The organism is Bartonella sp. AC62GZZY, from assembly GCF_042196525.1.
GTDB lineage: Bacteria > Pseudomonadota > Alphaproteobacteria > Rhizobiales > Rhizobiaceae > Bartonella.
In genome coordinates, this window is sequence record NZ_JBHIQN010000106.1 from 1 (window position 1) to 508 (window position 508).

The 508-nt window shown below is 35.0% G+C and carries 1 protein-coding gene; it reads right to left on the minus strand.

Annotation, left to right across the window (positions count from 1 at the left end):
* Positions 1–102: 102 nt before the first annotated feature.
* A partial coding sequence (locus tag ACFIML_RS09410; protein ID WP_375688072.1) for a type IV secretion system protein occupies positions 103–508 on the minus strand: 406 nt, incomplete at its 5' end.

The window sequence follows — 508 nt, forward strand, 5'->3', positions numbered from 1 at the left end:
ATTACCTAAGTGTTTTCAGCACGATATCTTGGCTTTGATAAAATCTTTGTGCCCCTCTGAATTGTTCGGATAGTACTGAACCTTCTACAGTGGTTTTTGTTTTTATCGTATGGTAGGCATCCCTTTTGCTTCATGGTTAAAAAATTTCATACTAAGTTCGCGTTTTTTCCTTTTGATAAGTGATTGCTCAGCGTCACGTAAATGCGCTACCATTTCCATCTTTATAAATTCATTTTGGATCATCGCTAACGAACCATCGATATGTGCTTGAAGATCTGCAGTATCTTTCAGCTCTTCTTTTGTTGGAAGTTCATCTAATAGATTTCTGAGGTATTGAAAACGATTTTCTACGTTTTCAAAAGTTTCTAAACTTACAGCTTTATCTTGTATCGATGCAAATTGTAAACGCTCAGAAATAGCTTTGCCCATTTGATCAAAAGTCCCAGAAATTTTGTTTTCGTCCTCTAATACCTTTTGATATGATTCCCTTGAAAGCTTATCTTTCTTA